A 16,882-nucleotide genomic window follows, 5' to 3' on the forward strand; every position below is an offset into this window, starting at 1 on the left:
CAGCGGTAAGGGTTTGGTTTTCCGATCACCAGATCATCCGATCACGCGCGATCACCCGATCTTCTGCAAGATAAGCCATCTTCGAACGTTCAATTGAAGCATGCTAAGCTCAAATACCAGCGTGACTGACCCCTCCCTTACCGAACTTAACCGCTGGCTGGTCCAACTGGTCGAGCGGCGCGGCAGCGACCTGCTGCTCGTTACCGACGCACCCGCCTGCGTCCGCGTGGACGGCCAGGTTGTCCCCATCGGCGAGAGAAAGCTCACCAGCGACGAGATTGAAAACGCCATCACGCCCGCACTGATGCCGCATGCCCTGCGCCAGTATCTTGAAATCCGCATCGCCGACTCTTCGTATCGCAACACCAATCTTGGCCGCTTCCGCATCAATTTGCATCAGGAGCGCGGACGCGCAGCCGCGACGATCCGTGCGCTGCCCACGACAGTGCCATTTCTGCATGAGCTGCATCTTCCGCCGACGGTCGAGCAGCTTGCCCACCTGCCGCGCGGACTGGTGTTGATCGGCGGGCCGGCAGGCTCAGGCAAATCCACGACCGTCGCCGCGCTGGTGAATGAAATCAATCGCCGCGATGCGCGCCACATCGTCACGATTGAAGATCCCATTGAGTATGAGCACGCAAATATCCGCAGCGTGATTGAGCAGGTTGAGGTCGGGCATGATGCGCCGGATTTTCCCACCGCATTGCGCGCCGCGCTGCGCCAGGCGCCGGACGTGCTAGTGGTGGGCGAAATGCGCGATCCAGAAACCATGCGCATTGCCGTCACCGCCGCCGAAACCGGCCATCTGGTTTTTTCCACGCTGCACACCACTGACGTTGCTTCCACCATCTCGCGCATTGCTGATTCATTCCCGCCGGAGCGCCAGAGCAGCATTCGCCAGGAGCTTGCGATGTCTCTTTCCGCGGTTCTTACGCAGATTCTCATGCCCAGCAAGCGCGGCGGACGTTATCCGGCAGCGGAGATGCTGATGATCGGCTACGGCGCGCGCGTGCACATCCGCAAAAACAATATCCACCAACTGCATCAGGAAATTACGATGACGAAAAAGGCCGGCTCTTTCAGCATGGAAGAGTCACTGGCAACGCTGATGACGCAGGGCCATATCGATCGTGAAGACGCGATGCTGCACGCCATCCATCCGGACGATCTGGAAGGAATCCTGCGCGTGGCGGCGAGAAAATAATTCACTGGACGAACGCCGATTCGTGTCGATGTGTCACTCTACATTCCAATTTCAGATTCATCCCATCAGGTGCTGAAGAAGTTTCTTCAGAGTTTGCCAGGCGAATAATTGCAGCGGACTGCCGGCAAACGCGCGCGCAATGGCGAAGACATTGGCGGGCCGAAAAGTTCCCTCGTTCACTACGGCAAAAACGGGCTCGGAATAATCAGGACGGAATTTGTATTTGTAGAATTCCAGTCCCTTGAAGTTGTAAAGAGGGTTGGCGGTGAGGCGCATAAAACGAAACAGAGATCGCAGCCACAGCGGCCCGGGAACTCCAAGTGAAAGAACACGCTCTGAAAGCGGGACCATGCCCATCGTAACGGCCCGGCAATCCTCGGCGGCGAAAGAGGACATTGCAGCATGCACCAGCAATTCACTGGTTCCGAGCGGCGCCCGTGCAGCATGTGCCCACTGCTCAAACAGCCAACCTTCACGATTCGGCATGGGCGAGCACAGCAGATAACCCATGATCGGCGCGCCATAGTTAGCAGATGTACTGCCGGAAACGTTGCGCGTCGCGACAAAGAGACGACGGTCCCGGAGCTGGCCGAATATATCTGGCTCAATAAGGAAATGCAGTGGCGGCAGGTGCTTGCGGCCCAGCCATTGCCGCCGGATGTCTCTCAGATCGTCAGACTCCGCGGCAAGTTGCGCCGGCATTTCCGCTACGCTTACACCCTTATTTCGCGCCCGATTGATCTGGTAGCGCAGCGATGCATGGGATTTCAAGATGAAATTCCAGTTTGCCGGCTTCCAGAAAGGAACCGCGCCAATAGCGGCTGTGGCGTGATGAGCGGAATGTTCAATGGCGAGCGTGAATCGCGGACCGACGTGAAAGTAACAAACGCGCTCACCACTGCGCGCGGCATCAGACTCAAACTCTTTCACCACCTGTGCGGTGCATGCGGGACTGCAAACAGGCGCGCCCGCAACAACGCGTATACGGCTGCACGTTACGTATCCGATGACGGCATCTCGCTCCGTGCTAAACCAATGCTCAATTCCAGGATTTAAAATCTGATAAGCAATTGGGTTCCAGCTATGCGCAAGCACCAGTTCGCGCGCGAGTTCAAAGTCTGTGGCTGCGGAAACAATCACTTTAATTTGATGTCATTGGTTGAGAGCAGGAGTTCCCATTCCCACCGATTTTCATTCTGCCGATGCCGAAAAAAAGCCCGCTCTGTTTTGAGCGGGCTCGCAAGCCTTACAACAGACTCTACAGGTAGCGCTCTCGCGATATCTCAGGTTGTACGGTCGGCGCTGGGATCGTCTGTGCGCCTTCTTCCGGGAAATCCGGAAGCGGCGTTTCCAGCGCGATCGTCAATACCTGGTCCATATTTTCCACAAAGTGTACCTTCATCTGGCCGCGGATATTTTCCGGCACATCAGCAAGGTCCTTTTCGTTTTCTTTCGGGATGATTGCTTCTTTAATCCCGGCGCGTAGCGCAGCCAGCAACTTCTCTTTCAGTCCGCCGATGGGCAGCACTTTGCCGCGCAACGTGATTTCGCCAGTCATGGCGATATCGCGGCGCACAGGAATCTTGCTCAGCGCGCTTGAAATCGCCGTGGCCATCGTAATGCCCGCAGACGGGCCGTCTTTGGGGATGGCGCCTTCCGGCACGTGAATGTGAATATCAAAGTTGCGGTAGAAGTCCTTGGGGATGCCAAGCCGCGACGCGCGTGAGCGCACGTATGACATCGCAGCATGCGCCGACTCCTGCATCACATCGCCCAGTTGGCCTGTGATGGTGAGCTTGCCTTTACCGTCCACGATTGCCACTTCAATGCTCAGAATCGATCCGCCGACTTCCGTCCACGCCAGCCCTGTAACCAGGCCGACTTCGCTCTTTTCATTAGCCAGCGTGTCGCGGAATTTAGTCACGCCCAGGAACTCGTTGACTTTGTCCGCGGTCAGGGCAACCGTGTATGTAGGATCTTTCACTACTTTGCGCGCCACCTTGCGGGAGATGTTTCCGATCTCGCGCTCCAGGTTGCGCACGCCCGCTTCACGCGTGTAAGAACGGATAATCTCGCGCAGAGCGTCATCGCCAAATGTGAGCTGCGTTTCCGTCAGTCCGGTGGCTTCGCGCTGCTTGCGCACCAGGAACTGTTTTGCGATCTCAACTTTTTCCAGCTCAGTGTAGCCATGCAGCCGCAGAACTTCCATGCGGTCCTGCAAGGCGGCAGGGATGGTGTGCAGCACGTTCGCCGTCGCGACGAAAAACACTTGCGACAGATCGTATTCCACGTCAAGGTAGTGGTCCTGGAACATCCAGTTCTGCTCGGGATCAAGCACTTCCAGCAGCGCAGACGAAGGATCGCCGCGGAAGTCAGAAGCCATCTTGTCCACTTCATCCAGCATAAAGACCGGATTCTTCGTGCCGGCTTTCTTCATCATCTGAATGATCTGCCCCGGCAGCGCGCCAATATATGTCCGGCGATGTCCACGAATTTCAGCTTCATCGCGCACGCCACCCAGTGACATGCGTACAAACTTGCGCCCTGTAGCTTTCGCAATCGACATGCCCAGCGACGTTTTGCCCACGCCCGGAGGTCCAACAAAGCAGAGAATCGAGCCCTTGGGATTCTTCACCAACTGCCGCACAGCCAAAAATTCCAAAATGCGGTCTTTGATCTTTTCCAGGCCGTAGTGGTCCTGGTTCAGGATTTTTTCCGCGTGTTCAATGTTGCGGATCTCTTTTGATTTCTTCTTCCACGGCACTGCCAGCAGCCAGTCAAGGTAATTGCGTGAAACCGTTGACTCGGCAGACATCGGCGGCATGGCTTCCAGCTTCTTCAATTCCTGGATCGCCTTCTCATGCACTTCCTTGGGCATGCCGGCGGTATCAATCTTCTTTTTCAGCTCGTCAAATTCGCTCTTTTCGCCGCGTCCCAGCTCTTTCTGTATGGCCTTGATCTTTTCGTTAAGGTAATACTCTTTTTGCGCGCGCTCCATCTGGCGCTTTACCCGCGTCTGGATAGTACGGTCCATGTTCAGCTTTTCAATTTCAATATCCAGCACGTCGGCAATGCGGTTAAGCCGCTCCGCCGGATCAAAAATATCCAGCAGCTCCTGCTTTTCTTCAATGGAAAGTTGCAGGTTCTGGGCAATCGTATCGCTCAGCTTCGCCGGATCGTTCATCCCGGTAATGATCACCGGCTCAAGATTCAAGCTCTGGCAGAGCTTTACATACTGGTCAAAAAGGTTGTGCACGCGCTGCATCGCCGCATCCAGCGCCTTGGTGGGGTCGGGCGGATACTTCACCGTGCGCACTTCAGCTTCAAAATAGCCTTCAGTGTTGGTCAGCTTCAGGATCCTGCCGCGCTCCACGCCTTCCACCAGCACCTTTATGTTGCCGTCCGGCAACTTCAGGTTCTGCACAATATTGGCGATCGTGCCCACCTGGTAAATCTCATTCGGCTTGGGCTCGTCAATGCTCGCGTCATGCTGGGTGGCCAGAAAGATCTTGCGGTCAGAGGCCAGTGCCTCTTCCAGGGCACGCACGCTGGACTCGCGGCCCACGATAAACGGGGTCATCATGTACGGGAAGATGACCACATCGCGTATGGGCATCATCGGGAGCTTGCGAGTTTCGAATTTTTCCTTAATTTGGGTCACTGAGTCGCCTTTTCTCTCGGTTTACAGGGATGGGGGTTTCCACCATCTTCCTACTTTTAAGAATATCACGCAACGCAAGCCGCCGTCGTGAGAGTGCTTCTGTGCCATTTTGGAAATTATGCTGAGTGGAATCAACGGTTTAACTAGAAACGCCTTAACCAGAGAACTCGGCAGCGCCGGCAGATTTCCAATGCTCGATTTCTAGAGTGTCTCGGTGTCAGCATTTCTCTGCCTCCTCCTTACTTATCTGATCCTCACATCACCGGGCTCTCAATCACCATTGTGTTGCTATCCGATCTCTGCTCCTGTCCCAATTCATCCCTGTTAGCTTAGATTTTGCGGCATCATCCTTGTCCGATCACCGGATCCCCCGATCACCGGATCCCCCGATCTCGGCAGCCTGCCCCTCCCTTGGTATCCCACCGTATCCAATATTGGCGTGAGTTTGTCCCACTGACCCATTTTCCGTTTGCGTCCTCTAGGGTGAAAATGGCTGTTGGTTTGGCTGAATACTAAGGGCGATTGCTGAATACTTCTTCTTTTTTGCTTTTGGGTAAAGTTCAACCACTCCGTATCTTAGGGCAAAACCTGCCGGCAAATAAAGCACGAAACCGGCCATGTTCAATTTCGCATGCTGAGAAATTCACGCCACTGGCCAAAACTCTTTGCAACTTTCCGGCAGTACACCTGCCCGTCGTAGGTCAGAATATCTCGAAGGAATCGAGAGGAAGTGGGCCTATCCCTGTGACGTTGGGGGTAGGCCCTACCGTTTCCCAGACAGACGAGCCGACATGGTTTTTGTGAAACTAGCGTCGCCGCCCCGTCGACCACAAAGGAACGCCCTTTTCGTCGCGCAGAGTCAGGACTTTGTCGCCCTTCTTGATCTCGCGAGCTATGATGGCTTCAGAGTCTCCATATTTGACCTTCGAGCCGGTCACCTCGACTTGATCGCCTTTCGCAAATGAAAAATTCTTTTCGGTCAGAAAAGCGGATGGCCCAACCATCACAGTCAGTGTTTCCTTGTCAGTTTTGAGGACCAAGTGTGTTCCCATGTGGCCCGTGTTGCTCTTTTGTCCGCGTTGCATTGTTCCTTCCTGGACATCCTGGATGGTCCCTTTAACAGTGACCACCGACGACGCATCATAACCACCCATGCGCATTCCCTGACCCATCCCCTTACCCATTTGAGCCATTCCGAATGAAGCCGTTACCATCGCCAGGGCAATGAGAGCGCCGCTTAATATGCTAAGTCTGAATTTCATAGCTTTCTTCTCCTTCGCGGGAACCAATTCCCGCAGTTTATGATTGATATCGTATTGCGATATTTATCTTGCTATTTTCCCGTCGACACCGTCTGTGATTTCCATCACATTGAGAAGAATTCATGGGTTTCGCCAAAAGCTTCTAAAGGTTTGTTCCCGCCAAAGCGAGAAACATTAACAATATCGTGTCACGAAGTGTTGTGTTTGCAACAAATTGAGCCAGTACTGCATCCTAAGTCACGGGAATCAGGTTTTTTTGCTTGTTCGGATCTCGCTTTTCCGGGCTAAAATGATTTCGTTTTCATGCTGACCGTGGTCTACAAATCGGTTCTGATCGTTGCGGTCGTTTGCGTGCTCCTGGTTTTTCTTGCGCCTACAATTGATCTGCCCGAATCAGCCCTACGTGCCAACCAGAACGCGAACAAGGTCATGATTTGCATGACGCTCTTGGCGGTTGAGCTCTTCTTTGCGGTAGGCATGCTGCTCTTCCGCGTAGGCAGGGAAAATCCTATCTCCCGCTTCAGCCCCCAAATGAACCCCTTGTTCTGCACTTTTCTTTGCTAGAGATTCCTCCCGCATCGCCACTCACAACACTCACAATTTGCTAGGGGGGAGGAAGATGCCATGGCAATCACTTGCCTTCGGACAGACTTTTTTGAGCGGTTGCAGAGCTGCAACCACCCAGTATTGCTTCTGGATTACGATGGAACGCTCGCTCCGTTTACAGTGGAGCGAGACAGGGCAGAGCCCTATGCCAACGCGATTGAGTCACTGCAACGAATCTGCCGGACCACCGGGACGAGGACCATTTTCATCACGGGACGCGCCGCCGGCGATTTGGATCGTTTGCTGCGGCCCTACGAACTGAGTTGCGAAATATGGGGCGGCCACGGCCGGGAGCGCCTGCATCCCGACGGTACATTGACGACTTTTGAGATTGAGCCGGAGGCAACCCAGGTACTGCGGCAGGCGGAGACGTTGCTGGCAATGGAAGGGTTGGGCGGCATAGTTGAACTCAAGCCATTCTCCCTTGCTGTCCACTGGAGGGGCTTGGATCTGAAAGGCCAACGGGACACAAGGATCGGGGCTCTACGGGCCTTTGCCTTTCTTCGAACAAAAGCAAATTGTCGCCTGCTGGAGTTCGACGGCGGGATGGAACTGCTCGTCGGCAGGCGCGACAAGGGTGATGCCGTAAGGGCCATCCTGAAAGAGTTGCCCGCGAAGACACCGGTTGCATATCTGGGCGACGATCTTACCGATGAAGACGCGTTTCTGGCTTTAGGCGATGCCGGGCTGACAGTGCTCGTGCGGCCCGAACTCCGGCCCACCGCTGCACAACTGTGGATCAGGCCGCCTCATGAGCTCACGCGTTTTTTGGAAACATGGTTGGACTCTTGCGGAGGTGCGGCATGAGTGCGCTAAAGAAGCTAATGATCGTTTCCAATCGGCTGCCATGCGTTGTTGAGAACGTCGGAGGAAGCGTTCGCGTGGAACCGGCCTCCGGCGGACTGATTACAGCGCTTACATCCGTGCTGAAAAACAAAGAGACTCTCTGGGTAGGCTGGCCCGGATCTGACGCCGAAGAACAAGACGTTAGAGCTCTGATTCAAGCAGCGTCAATAGAGAACTGCCGCTTCATTCCCGTCTTTCTGTCGTCCGTGGAACTGGCCAAGTTCTATTATGGCTTCTCCAACGAGATTCTCTGGCCGCTATTTCACGATCTGCAATCACGCTGCAATTTCGACCCCTGCTATTGGGGCGTTTACAAGCGCGTGAACAAGAAATACGCCGCTGCGGTTCTTGAGCACGCGGAAGGAACAGACTATGTGTGGGTGCATGACTATCACCTCATGTTGATCGCGGAAGAGCTGCGTGAAATGGAAATCGGAAAGACTTTGGCTTACTTCCATCACATTCCCTTTCCCTCGCCTGATATTTTCGCCAAGCTCCCTTGGCGCTCTGAGCTGCTGCGCGCCATGCTTCGATTTGATGTTCTTGGTTTCCAAACCGGTCGCGATCTCAGGAATTTTGTGCTCTGCTTAAGGCGCTTTCTAGCCAGCGAGGTTCGGGCCCGGCGGAACGGCAGAGCAGTAATGTTTGAAACCAGTGACAGACAGGTGACGGCAGGGGCTTTCCCGATCAGCATAGATTTCCAGGAATTTTCAACGCGAGCTTGCAGCGAAGAGGTCACACAAATGGCGGCTTCGCTGCGGGATAACATCAAAGCGGACCATTGCCTGTTGGGCGTCGATCGCCTCGACTATACCAAGGGGATCCCAGAGCGGTTGCGCGCGTTTGAGTTACTTCTGGAACAGTCCCCTGAGCTTCAATGCAGGGTTACCCTGGTGCAAATTGTGGTGCCCAGCCGTGAAGATATACCCAAGTATCAGGAGCTCAAACAGGAAGTTGAACGCCTGGTTACTTCGATCAATGGACGCTTTACGAAGAACGGTTGGGTCCCCATCCAGTACGTTTACCGCCGGCTCAATCGGGACGAACTGCTGGCACATTACAAGGCGGCTGACGTGGCTTTGGTTACACCGTTAAAAGACGGCATGAACCTGGTCGCCAAAGAGTTTTGTGCTGCTCACACCAGCAATGACGGCGTCCTGATCGTGAGCGAGTTTGCCGGGGCGGCGCAACAGCTCAAGGCCGGAGCGCTGGTTGTGAATCCAAATGATCTGAGCGGTGTCGCCAATGCCATCAGGCAGGCACTAGTGTTTACGCGGTCGGAACGCCTCTGTCGAATGCGAACAATGCGGCGCTCCATCGCCAAAGACAATGTCAGTGTCTGGGCGGAGGCTTTTTGCAAGGCGGTGAGGCTACACACCGTTGAGACTGATGAATCCCTGGCTTGTGCGGTTTCGGTATGAGCTCACCGCTACGGATTTTTCCAGCTTGGAGTGGGAGTTCGATGATCAGAGTTTTGTCATTTGGGTATGTCGATGAGCTGCTTCAGAAACGCCATCGGTTTCTGGCGGCTTCCGGATTCGAAGTAACATCGGTTGACACAAAGTCGGCGGGTTTGCGATTGCTTGGGACGTGCGAATTTGACGTTCTGGTGATTGGACACGGAGTTCCACTTAGAGATCGCAACGCGGTGGCGGCAAGAGCCAAGTGCGGGGACGCAATCCGTGTGATCTTCTTGTATCGTTCGAACATACGCAACGCGGAACTTGCCGATGCGGTCTTGAGCGTGGATAGCAGCGCTGAAGACCTGCCGCAAGTCATTCTAAGATTGGTCGGCGAGCAATCGAGGATTGTCGGGTGCGGTTAAGAATGCTGGGTGCCTTTGCGCGGTTTTGCGCAAAGGTGGGTGCTCTCTCCCCTCAACATCTGAATCCAGCTATCTTGCCGCTGCCAATGTGTTTCAGAGAAGAGCGACTAATTTCCAGTTGGTAGTTTGAGCGACCTTCAACTACAACATCCGAGCGATTGCTCCCGCGCCATATTGGTTCGGTATTTCCTCAACTTGCGCTGAGCTGATCGCTTGGGGGAATTCTTCAACTTGTGCTGATACGGTCTTGTCAGGGAATTTCTCCTCACCCCAGAAAACTCCCAACCACCATGCCACCGTAAGGAATTCGGCGGCCATTTCAACTTGGTTGGCAATCAACGCAGTACTAAGAGAGAACCGCATCGAGATAAAAACACAGATAGCTGAAGCAGTGAGAATAAAAATGAACCCCCTGGCAATTCCCGCGACTCGCGGACGCCAGATGAATCCCAGGGCCCGCGAATAGATCCATAGAGTGCAGAAGGTGGCCCACAATGCCACTTTCAGAACCTCCTCCACAGTCACCACTGTTCTGTTTAAGGAGCCGCCGTTTCTTGCCGACCAGAGACTTCCAATCATGACCGCTATGGCCACCGATACCGAAATAATGATCACCACGTGCCGCCGCCCCCACGCGAAAAGACCAATTCTCGGGTCAAAAATCTTGTAGTACAGCTCAAGAGCAACCGCAAACGCGGTAAGGTGCAAAACGATCATTACCCCATGGTTGATGTAATACCAAGGCATCACTGCTCCAAAGCAGCCAAGGAGAAAACCAACCAATCCTCCCACGCCCTGCCATGTCAAATAGGCGCTCATGACCGGATAGCGCTTCCATGCGTCCCAGCGGAGAAGCATGATGGCAAGAAAACACTCAATGGCCGTGATGCCAATAAACATGATGCGCGAATAGAGAGGAATGAGGTGAAAAAACATACGGCTCGACCTCTTACGGTAAATTGGTGCAGGCCAGTCGCTATTGTACTTGGCCTGCAGCTTTAAAACTCTACTGCACTAAACTCGGCGGCCACGGACAAATCGGCGGACACGTTGAGCAGCAATCGGCTACCTTGATCACTGCCGAACTTACCGGCTTTTTGTCGCTTCCAACTGTTATCGCTGCGGTCAGCAGCACATAGAGAATGATCACAATGCGCGCCATTTTCATACTAATACTCCACGACGCCTGAACGGCTATGGCGTCAATCTAGCAGTTGGCTGCATTGTGTTCGCATCTAATTTATCAAGTTATGATTTTGGAAACCACGAGGGTGTACTAAAAAAGAACCACGCTTTCCCATTTTGGGACTGTGCCTTCTCCCAGCTAAAGGCGAGTCATTCTGGGGATATTTGTTTGCACCACGGTTCTATAAATGGGAATGATAAGAGAATGCTTTTTCTTGGCAATGGAGCAGAGCTCGGCGCTAGGCGTTCACGCCTTCAGCCAAAAAAGGGGCTGGCGAATGTTGCCATTGCCAGCCCACATATGCTCCCGCCGATGCGCGTTATAGTGTGCGCTACACGTTATGGTGTGACGGTCAGAGTTCCCTGTGAGATTGACACTGCATAATTGCTGATTTTGCCGGATCCGTCCTTCACGGTAGGAACGATTGGATATGTTCCCGCCGTACTGCCGACGGTCGCTGGGCTGTCCTGGGTTGCGGTAATGTCATCACCGTTTTTCACTCCTTGAACTGAGCCGGTGAAGGTAGGGTTAGGCTGGCCGGCCGCGCGTGCCGTGTCATCAGCGATGACGAGCAGCGGCGCAGGAGTAACCGTAAGGGTTCCATTGTTGATGACCACGGTGTAGTTGCTCAGCTTGCCGTCCGGATCAACCAGTGTAGGAATGATCGCGTAATCTCCTACCGGGCTGCTGGGATCGGCAATGGTGCTGAAAATTGCCGTGATGTTATCGCCGGCCCTCAGGCCAGTGATGGTTGCGGCAAATTCCGGGTTCGGATCTCCATAGAACCGGCCGGAGTTAATCGCGGTCACCACAAGCGTTGCTGTTTGCGCGTGCGCGGCTACAGAACCAGCCAGCATGGCCAACAGCAGGGCCGTAATGAACACAGTGATTGATTTTGGGCGTGTACTCTTGCCGGTGGGCAGGAGAGCGGTGGAAGGGTTCTTCAAGGCGTTCATGTTTTTTATTTGTTCTCCCGAATGTCTCAGATGAGACGAACAACACGCGATCTTCACGGCAAACCATGAGGACCACGTTTTCGGCCTGGCCTGAACCAGCCCGGCACGAAACTGTTGCAGGGATTTTGAGCCCGGAAGGACTTTGCTTACTCTGGTCCCTGGCGTTGCCGCCCGCAACGCCCGATACCGGCGTCGCATGGCGCAACAACACCAATGCACTACAAAAAAATTGTTTGAAGGGATTGAGCCCGGAAGGATGCTGCCTCTAGCCCTGGAAAATCGTGATGAGCATAACATGGGCAGGAGCAGAATAAGAAAGAACTTAACTTAAAATAACATTAAAATTTCTAAAAATTCAGACATGATAAAGAATGGCTTGGTTGCAAAGGAACCAGCTATCCCCGATGGTGAAAACTGCAATGCATTTTACTTTTTACATGGCGCCGGCTGCGGTCAAAGCCCAGCGCGAGAAATCCCGTCATCCCGCCATGCGCTTACGCCGCGCTGGTATTGCCTTTGTGTAATGGCGGTTGCTAATTAGCGGCGGCGCTTGCCTTCTCGCCTTCTTTATATATCGCCGGAGCGCGTGGAATATAAGACTCCAGTTTTTTGCTTTCCGCCTGATCGGCCATCCAGCCGCGCCCCTGATCGTCAAGGTACAAAACTTCTATCCCAAGAAGGTTTTCTGCCGGGCTGTTCCAGCGGACCATGCCCGCCCCGGAAATAATTTTCTGGTCGGCCTGAAAGTCCAGTCTGAACTGCACTGAGCCTTCTCTGAACTTGTGTGGCGTTTTCAGGCAGAATCCGCCGCGGCCAAAGGCGATCTGGCCGTCGCGCAACGCGTCGGCGAGACTGCTAAATTTGGCCAGGCAGACAGGGCTGGCGGCAAGCATATCGTCAGGCAAGGATTCAGCGGGCTTGCTCCAAAGCTCGTTGCGATCTGCCAAACTTCTTTTGACTGCGTCCAGCAGATGATCGCGTTCCAGTGGTTTTTCGATAATCGCTTCCACGCCAAGAGCATAAGCATCGCGCGGCTGGAGATCGCTGAAGCCGGTAATAAAGACCACGCGAGGCCGCTCCGCGACTTTGGCCGCGACCGCACGCAGCAGAGCCATGCCGTCCATTACCGGCATGCGCACATCAGAAACGATTACATCCACGTGGTTCTCCGTCAGCAGCTTAAGCGCTTCCTGGCCATTGCCCGCGCTCAACACCCGATGCGCGTGGCGCGCGAACCAGGCGGCCATGATTTCGCAAATGACTTCTTCGTCGTCAACAACAAGGACTGTGGCATCAGTTAACCGCATATTGCCTCTTTTCACTGATGATGGGCAGCGTCAGACAAAAGCACGTGTGGCCCGCCTCATCGGTAAGTTCCAACTTGCCGCCGTGCTCTTCCGCAATAGTGGTGGAGAGGCTCAGGCCCAACCCGGTGCCTTTGCCCACGTCTTTGGTGGTGAAGAAAGGTTCCATGATCCTGGTCTTCAACTCCGCCGGCACGCCGGGCCCGCTATCGGTCACGGAAAACTGCAAAACATTTTCCCGCACCGCGACATCCAATCGCACCCAGCGCTCACCGGGTTCGTCGGCCACGGCATCAAACGCGTTCTGCAGAAGATTGAGCAGCACCTGGGCGATCTGCACCTCGCGGCAGACAACTTTCAGCTCCGGATCAATTTCCGGGATGATCAGCTTCACCGACCTCGACCTGAAGCGCTCGCGGCACATCTCCAGCGTTTCTTCCACGATCCTGCCCACCTGCGTGGTGGAAAAATCGTCCTGGGAGCCTTCGCGCGCGATGCGTCGCAGGCTCTTCACAATGCGCGCAATGCGGTTTGCGGTCTCGCGGATGCGCTTGCTGTTCCGCACCACATCTTCCCGCGGCATCTGCTCAGTCTCCTGTGCCAGATCGAGCAAGTCACTGGCGCACGCATGAATAATGGTGAGCGGATTGTTGATCTCATGCGCGATTCCTCCGGCCATCATGCCAAGCGACGAGAGTCGCGACGAGGCTTCCAGTTGCGCCTGCATCCGCCGCTGCTCGGTTACGTCAATGTTGATGCCGACCATCCGCACCGGCTCTCCATGTTCGTCAAGCACCGCGCCCTGCGCGGAGGAAACGTGCCGCAACGAGCCGTCAGTGCGTACGATGCGGAATTCAACATAGTCCTGGGACTTTAGCCGGATTGCGCGTTGCAGAGATTCTTCGACCCGTGCAAGGTCATCCGGATGCACAAGACGCGCCCACTTGTCATATGACATGGCTTCGTTCCGGGGAACGCCATACATTTCGAAACACGTATCATCCCATATGCTCTGATTGGTGCGCAGGTCCCACTCCCACACGCCGATGGATGCAACGTGCGTGGCCAGTGACAGGCGCTCGGTCTGTAGACGGAGTTGCGACTCTGCCTGCTTGCGCAAGCTGATGTCACGGTTGATCTCCAGAATTCTTTGCAGCGTTCCGGCGCCGTCCTGCATCAGCGACCAGCGGCTGGCGACCACAATTATTTTGCCATCGCGGGTGATGTGCGTCAGTTCTCCTTCCCATTGTCCGTGGGTTGCAACTATGTTTTCGATTTCCTGCAGAGGAATGGGAAACTGCGTTTTCAAAAGTTCATGGGTGATGCGTCCCAGCGCTTCTTCCGCCGACCATCCATACATGTCGACCGCGCCCTTGTTCCAGAAAGCGACATGCGCCTGCTGGTCGCGCACGATGATGGCATCGTGGGCGCGTTCCAGCAGAATGGCCTGTTCTTTCAGTTGTTGTTCTGCCTGCTTGCGCTCCGTGATATCGCGCAAGGCCAGAGTGGTCCTCAGGTCGCCGCTGGTGTCTTTAAAAACGACGGAAGAAATTTCTACTGGGAAGAGGCTGCCGTCCTTGCGTTTGGCCCTGAGTTCGCCGTGGCCCTGCCCGGTGCGGGCGCGATCCTGGATGATCTGTTGTAAATGCGGGTCGTCGGCGTCCATAATGCCGGCGCGACCTGCCTGCCGGATTTCTTCCGCGGTGCGGCCAAGGATGGCACAGGCGCTTGGGTTGGCCGTCTGGATGGAACCATCGAGACGGGTCAGCAACAGGCCGTCAAAGCTGTTCTCAAAAGCCATGCGATAGACGAGGAGATCGCGATTGCGCTCACGCGCCTGCAGCGCAAGCCGGATCGTGATGCCCAAAAGCATGGCGACGACAAAACCGCCGACCAGAAGCACCTGGGTGAGCAGGGCAAACTTGCTTTCTTCATGCAAGACCAGCGCCTGCCACAGCCCCAGCACTCCCGCAGCCACGGCAAAAGCGGCGCTGACCGGGACCCATTCCGGCAGCCCAGGTCTGGACTTCTGCTGCCATGACAAAGCAACAAGCCCAAGACCCAGCAGTAGGAAGCCTGCCGCGGTGTGAGGCGCCACGCGGGTGAAATGTCCCCAGCCGTAGGCTTCAGTGTGCCCGATGAAAAAGCCCATCACGCTCACGCAGCCAATCACCACAAGCACGCACCCAATGATCCCGCGCAACGCCGATGTCCGCCGCGAGAATGCGCTGCTCCACATGGTGAGTATTGCCACGCTGACGCCGACAAAGCACAGCGCGCTTACAGGCGACATTCGTCCGCGATGCGAGGTGTGTGTAACGACGTATCCCGGACCCAGCAATTCGTCGATCCCAAGATTGATCCCGAGAACATATTCCAGAATGACCATGACGGACACGACGAGGACGGTGAACTGCAGGAAGGCTGAAGCCCGCAGGCGGTTGCGGCCGGCAAATATGAGCGCCAGGCCGCTCAGCAGGAAGCCGAGCGCCGTCATCCGCTGCATGGGTGCGGCCCCCGCCGGAAACACCTGAATCAATGGAAGATAGCCCAGCTGCCATCCCGCCAGAACAGCCGCGCCCAGGCTGGCGGAAAGCGCTCCAGCGACCAGAGAAATACGGTTTGGCCAGTTTTCCCGCATTGGCAATGTGGACTCCCTTAAAACTCAGGCCTTGGGCGCTATGCGACAGCTCTGCTTTTGGAGCATTAGCTTTTCTTATAGGCAGAATTGCCCACGATTAAGTATCAGAGACGATGACACATAGAAGATGTGATGTTGGTCACGGCTCGAAACCGGGAGGAGGGGCTTTGACGATTGGGATATTTTGACTTGTTAGCCGGCTTTCTCTAGAGCAGGGAAGGACAAAGCCGCTCCCCTTGCGGCAGGTGGCACGAATTTCTGATTACTTCCAGACAACGGCGCTAAAGCGCAGTGGCGCTCGCCGGCCTGACTTTCCGCGCTAGTCCGCCGAGCGTGGGGAATATAAGTTTCCAGCTTCTAGTTCTGGGTGAGCCCGGCCAGCAGTGCAGACTACCCGGAACGCACCCATGAGTGGCAACTGAATGTGGCCACTCACCCGATTTTTCTGAGAAAACTCTTAGCCAACGCAAGCTGTACATTGCACCGCCTACTTCAGGGCTGCTCCTGAAGCAAAGCAAAACGGACGAAAACGGCAACTGCCTGTTGCCAACGGCGCACCTTTTTTATTGGGGAAAAGTATTTGCTTATAAGGTGCTTTTGTCAGCAGGAGAGACTTATTCATGCCGTTTTTCTCTCAATCGGCCGCAACGCAGCCCCGGCTTTATCTCACGGTGTCTCCCGATGGCGGTGTTCTCTTTGATCCGGAGAAGGACCGCCTGCTCAAGTTGAACGCCACCGGCGTGGAGATGTGGCAATCGCTCCATGCGGGACGCTCTGAGTCGGAAGTGGCTGAGCAGCTTGCGGGGAAGTACGGAGTGGAGGCGCGGCAGATAATCGATGACGTGCGTAGTCTTGTAGCCACGGCCGCGAAGCTAGGATTATCGACATCGGACGTTCTTCTTATTGAAGAGCCGTCGCGGGGAGCGACTGCGCAAACCGGCCCCACATATCCATGGTACGGCCATCGGGACACCACCGCGCGGCCTGCGCCCAAGCGTTCCACCATCCTGTTCGCGATCATAGGACTGACTTTCTTCGACTGCATTCTTTCCGCGCTTTCACTTGAATTCCTGTGCCGCTCTGTGAAGGCATGGCCGGTCCGGCCCAAGGAAAGGCGGGACCAATCCACGCTCATCGGCGAGATATGCTCCGCGGTGGAGAAGGCGTGCGTGTGGTATCCCAAGAAAGCATTGTGCCTGCAGCGCTCGGCGGTGACCACCTGCATTCTGCGGAGCTATGGCATTCCCGCGCACCTGGTGGTGGGAGTGCGTCCCATGCCATTTCTGGCCCATGCCTGGGTGGAAGCGGAAGGTTCTGTGGTGAATGACTTTCCGAATGTCCGCAAATTTTACCGGATGTTAACGGCCTATTGATCTTTTGATCCTGGTGGG

The 16,882-nt window shown here is 55.1% G+C and carries 14 protein-coding genes; 6 read left to right on the forward strand and 8 right to left on the reverse strand.

Translation table 11 applies throughout. From position 1 onward, the window contains the following. The first annotated feature begins 100 nt into the window (after positions 1-100). A complete protein-coding gene (locus tag LAO76_10160; protein MBZ5491282.1) occupies positions 101-1,204 on the forward strand; it encodes a PilT/PilU family type 4a pilus ATPase in 1,104 nt (367 codons plus the stop codon). A 57-nt stretch (positions 1,205-1,261) separates the two neighbouring features. Here LAO76_10160 and LAO76_10165 read toward each other — a convergent pair whose 3' ends face one another. The 3 genes from LAO76_10165 to LAO76_10175 all read right to left on the reverse strand — a co-directional run bounded on the left by LAO76_10165 (position 1,262) and on the right by LAO76_10175 (position 6,127). Further along, the gene (locus tag LAO76_10165; protein ID MBZ5491283.1) at positions 1,262-2,344 is read right to left on the reverse strand and encodes a DUF2156 domain-containing protein; all 1,083 of its coding nucleotides are present in this window, start codon (positions 2,342-2,344) and stop codon (positions 1,262-1,264) included. A gap of 118 nt (positions 2,345-2,462) precedes the next feature. Beyond that, entirely contained in the window at positions 2,463-4,865 is a 2,403-nt protein-coding gene (lon, locus tag LAO76_10170; protein ID MBZ5491284.1) for an endopeptidase La, read from the reverse strand. 806 nt (positions 4,866-5,671) lie between these two features. Next, complete coding sequence (locus LAO76_10175) at positions 5,672-6,127, reverse strand: hypothetical protein (protein ID MBZ5491285.1); 456 nt, start codon at positions 6,125-6,127, stop codon at positions 5,672-5,674. Between the two features lie 303 nt (positions 6,128-6,430). Here LAO76_10175 and LAO76_10180 point away from each other — a divergent pair, with 303 nt between their 5' ends. The 4 genes from LAO76_10180 to LAO76_10195 are packed head-to-tail and all read left to right on the forward strand — an operon-like array spanning position 6,431 to position 9,404. Further along, a complete protein-coding gene (locus tag LAO76_10180; protein MBZ5491286.1) occupies positions 6,431-6,691 on the forward strand; it encodes a hypothetical protein in 261 nt (86 codons plus the stop codon). Positions 6,692-6,751: 60 nt separating this feature from the next. Then, entirely contained in the window at positions 6,752-7,540 is a 789-nt protein-coding gene (otsB, locus tag LAO76_10185) for a trehalose-phosphatase (GenBank protein MBZ5491287.1), read from the forward strand. Beyond that, the gene (locus LAO76_10190; protein ID MBZ5491288.1) at positions 7,537-9,000 is read left to right on the forward strand and encodes a trehalose-6-phosphate synthase; all 1,464 of its coding nucleotides are present in this window, start codon (positions 7,537-7,539) and stop codon (positions 8,998-9,000) included. Before otsB ends, LAO76_10190 begins: the two co-directional genes overlap by 4 nt. A 41-nt stretch (positions 9,001-9,041) precedes the next feature. Further along, entirely contained in the window at positions 9,042-9,404 is a 363-nt protein-coding gene (locus LAO76_10195; GenBank protein ID MBZ5491289.1) for a hypothetical protein, read from the forward strand. Positions 9,405-9,545: 141 nt separating this feature from the next. Here LAO76_10195 and LAO76_10200 read toward each other — a convergent pair whose 3' ends face one another. The 5 genes from LAO76_10200 to LAO76_10220 all read right to left on the reverse strand — a co-directional run bounded on the left by LAO76_10200 (position 9,546) and on the right by LAO76_10220 (position 15,491). Further along, entirely contained in the window at positions 9,546-10,340 is a 795-nt protein-coding gene (locus LAO76_10200) for a hypothetical protein (GenBank protein ID MBZ5491290.1), read from the reverse strand. 70 nt (positions 10,341-10,410) lie between these two features. After that, positions 10,411-10,572, reverse strand: a complete 162-nt coding sequence (locus tag LAO76_10205; protein ID MBZ5491291.1) for a hypothetical protein — start codon at positions 10,570-10,572, stop codon at positions 10,411-10,413. A gap of 356 nt (positions 10,573-10,928) precedes the next feature. Continuing rightward, positions 10,929-11,546, reverse strand: coding sequence for a hypothetical protein (locus tag LAO76_10210; protein MBZ5491292.1), 618 nt, complete (start codon positions 11,544-11,546; stop codon positions 10,929-10,931). Positions 11,547-12,079: 533 nt separating this feature from the next. After that, positions 12,080-12,853 (reverse strand): response regulator, encoded by a 774-nt coding sequence (locus tag LAO76_10215; GenBank protein ID MBZ5491293.1) that lies wholly within the window; start codon positions 12,851-12,853, stop codon positions 12,080-12,082. Then, on the reverse strand, positions 12,840-15,491 hold the full coding sequence (locus LAO76_10220; protein MBZ5491294.1) for a PAS domain S-box protein: 2,652 nt from the start codon (positions 15,489-15,491) through the stop codon (positions 12,840-12,842). Before LAO76_10220 ends, LAO76_10215 begins: the two co-directional genes overlap by 14 nt. A gap of 620 nt (positions 15,492-16,111) precedes the next feature. Here LAO76_10220 and LAO76_10225 point away from each other — a divergent pair. Then, complete coding sequence (locus LAO76_10225; protein ID MBZ5491295.1) at positions 16,112-16,864, forward strand: lasso peptide biosynthesis B2 protein; 753 nt, start codon at positions 16,112-16,114, stop codon at positions 16,862-16,864. The last annotated feature ends 18 nt before the right edge of the window (positions 16,865-16,882 follow it).

This window comes from Terriglobia bacterium (genome assembly GCA_020072645.1).
Classification (GTDB): Bacteria; Acidobacteriota; Terriglobia; order Terriglobales; family Acidobacteriaceae; genus Angelobacter.

Excerpts from the sequence above, each read along its gene's own strand:
- LAO76_10160 (MBZ5491282.1), top strand. The coding sequence starts at position 101 with ATGCTAAGCTCAAATACCAGCGTGACTGACCCCTCCCTTACCGAACTT.
- LAO76_10175 (MBZ5491285.1), bottom strand. The coding sequence starts at position 6,127 with ATGAAATTCAGACTTAGCATATTAAGCGGCGCTCTCATTGCCCTGGCG.
- LAO76_10180 (MBZ5491286.1), top strand. The coding sequence starts at position 6,431 with ATGCTGACCGTGGTCTACAAATCGGTTCTGATCGTTGCGGTCGTTTGC.
- otsB (MBZ5491287.1), top strand. The coding sequence starts at position 6,752 with ATGGCAATCACTTGCCTTCGGACAGACTTTTTTGAGCGGTTGCAGAGC.
- LAO76_10190 (MBZ5491288.1), top strand. The coding sequence starts at position 7,537 with ATGAGTGCGCTAAAGAAGCTAATGATCGTTTCCAATCGGCTGCCATGC.
- LAO76_10195 (MBZ5491289.1), top strand. The coding sequence starts at position 9,042 with ATGATCAGAGTTTTGTCATTTGGGTATGTCGATGAGCTGCTTCAGAAA.
- LAO76_10200 (MBZ5491290.1), bottom strand. The coding sequence starts at position 10,340 with ATGTTTTTTCACCTCATTCCTCTCTATTCGCGCATCATGTTTATTGGC.
- LAO76_10205 (MBZ5491291.1), bottom strand. The coding sequence starts at position 10,572 with ATGAAAATGGCGCGCATTGTGATCATTCTCTATGTGCTGCTGACCGCA.
- LAO76_10210 (MBZ5491292.1), bottom strand. The coding sequence starts at position 11,546 with ATGAACGCCTTGAAGAACCCTTCCACCGCTCTCCTGCCCACCGGCAAG.
- LAO76_10215 (MBZ5491293.1), bottom strand. The coding sequence starts at position 12,853 with ATGCGGTTAACTGATGCCACAGTCCTTGTTGTTGACGACGAAGAAGTC.
- LAO76_10220 (MBZ5491294.1), bottom strand. The coding sequence starts at position 15,491 with ATGCGGGAAAACTGGCCAAACCGTATTTCTCTGGTCGCTGGAGCGCTT.
- LAO76_10225 (MBZ5491295.1), top strand. The coding sequence starts at position 16,112 with ATGCCGTTTTTCTCTCAATCGGCCGCAACGCAGCCCCGGCTTTATCTC.